This window comes from Enterococcus quebecensis (assembly GCF_001730365.1).
Classification (GTDB): Bacteria; Bacillota; Bacilli; order Lactobacillales; family Enterococcaceae; genus Enterococcus_L; species Enterococcus_L quebecensis.
Genome location: NZ_MIKB01000009.1, coordinates 1 through 1929 on the forward strand (window position 1 = coordinate 1; position 1929 = coordinate 1929).

1 rRNA gene is annotated in these 1929 nt (G+C 49.3%); it reads left to right on the forward strand.

Going from position 1 to position 1929, the window contains the following annotated elements:
- The first annotated feature begins 303 nt into the window (after positions 1–303).
- Positions 304–1864, forward strand: a 16S ribosomal RNA gene (locus tag BCR23_RS04425).
- Positions 1865–1929 lie beyond the last annotated feature (65 nt).

Below are 1929 nucleotides of genomic sequence, written 5' to 3' on the forward strand. Positions count from 1 at the left end.
TTGTTGACAAATAACAAACAACCTGATAAACTAATGAAGTTGTCGCGAAACAATCGATAACATCAAGCAGAAAAAAACTTTGAAACTTTTGAAAAAAAGTGTTGACATCAAATCGAAGATTTGATATGATATAAAAGTTGCTGCGAGGTAACAAAGTAGACCTTTGAAAACTGAACAAAGTAAGACGAACCAAATGTGTAGGTTGTTTTTACAACGGTAAAAACAAACAACAATTTTTAACAAAGCGAAGCAATATGCTAGCAAACAAATGAGCTTAACAATCTTCGGATTGTGTTCAACTTTTATTATGAGAGTTTGATCCTGGCTCAGGACGAACGCTGGCGGCGTGCCTAATACATGCAAGTCGAACGCTTCTTTTCTACCGAGTGCTTGCACTCATTTGAAAAGAGGAGTGGCGGACGGGTGAGTAACACGTGGGTAACCTACCCATCAGAGGGGGATAACACTTGGAAACAGGTGCTAATACCGCATAATAGTCGACACCGCATGGTGTTGATTTGAAAGACGCTTTCGGGTGTCACTGATGGATGGACCCGCGGTGCATTAGCTAGTTGGTGAGGTAACGGCTCACCAAGGCCATGATGCATAGCCGACCTGAGAGGGTGATCGGCCACACTGGGACTGAGACACGGCCCAGACTCCTACGGGAGGCAGCAGTAGGGAATCTTCGGCAATGGACGGAAGTCTGACCGAGCAACGCCGCGTGAGTGAAGAAGGTTTTCGGATCGTAAAACTCTGTTGTTAGAGAAGAACAAGTAGGAGAGTAACTGCTCTTACCTTGACGGTATCTAACCAGAAAGCCACGGCTAACTACGTGCCAGCAGCCGCGGTAATACGTAGGTGGCAAGCGTTGTCCGGATTTATTGGGCGTAAAGCGAGCGCAGGCGGTTTCTTAAGTCTGATGTGAAAGCCCCCGGCTCAACCGGGGAGGGTCATTGGAAACTGGGAGACTTGAGTGCAGAAGAGGAGAGTGGAATTCCATGTGTAGCGGTGAAATGCGTAGATATATGGAGGAACACCAGTGGCGAAGGCGACTCTCTGGTCTGTAACTGACGCTGAGGCTCGAAAGCGTGGGGAGCAAACAGGATTAGATACCCTGGTAGTCCACGCCGTAAACGATGAGTGCTAAGTGTTGGAGGGTTTCCGCCCTTCAGTGCTGCAGCTAACGCATTAAGCACTCCGCCTGGGGAGTACGACCGCAAGGTTGAAACTCAAAGGAATTGACGGGGGCCCGCACAAGCGGTGGAGCATGTGGTTTAATTCGAAGCAACGCGAAGAACCTTACCAGGTCTTGACATCCTTTGACCACTCTAGAGATAGAGCTTTCCCTTCGGGGACAAAGTGACAGGTGGTGCATGGTTGTCGTCAGCTCGTGTCGTGAGATGTTGGGTTAAGTCCCGCAACGAGCGCAACCCTTATTGTTAGTTGCCATCATTCAGTTGGGCACTCTAGCGAGACTGCCGGTGACAAACCGGAGGAAGGTGGGGATGACGTCAAATCATCATGCCCCTTATGACCTGGGCTACACACGTGCTACAATGGGAAGTACAACGAGTCGCTAGGCCGCGAGGTCATGCAAATCTCTTAAAGCTTCTCTCAGTTCGGATTGTAGGCTGCAACTCGCCTACATGAAGCCGGAATCGCTAGTAATCGCGGATCAGCACGCCGCGGTGAATACGTTCCCGGGCCTTGTACACACCGCCCGTCACACCACGAAAGTTTGTAACACCCGAAGTCGGTGAGGTAACCCTTGTGGAGCCAGCCGCCTAAGGTGGGATAGATGATTGGGGTGAAGTCGTAACAAGGTAGCCGTATCGGAAGGTGCGGCTGGATCACCTCCTTTCTAAGGAATATTACGGAAACTTACACATTCGTCGATACTTTGTTCAGTTTTGAGAGGTTTACTCT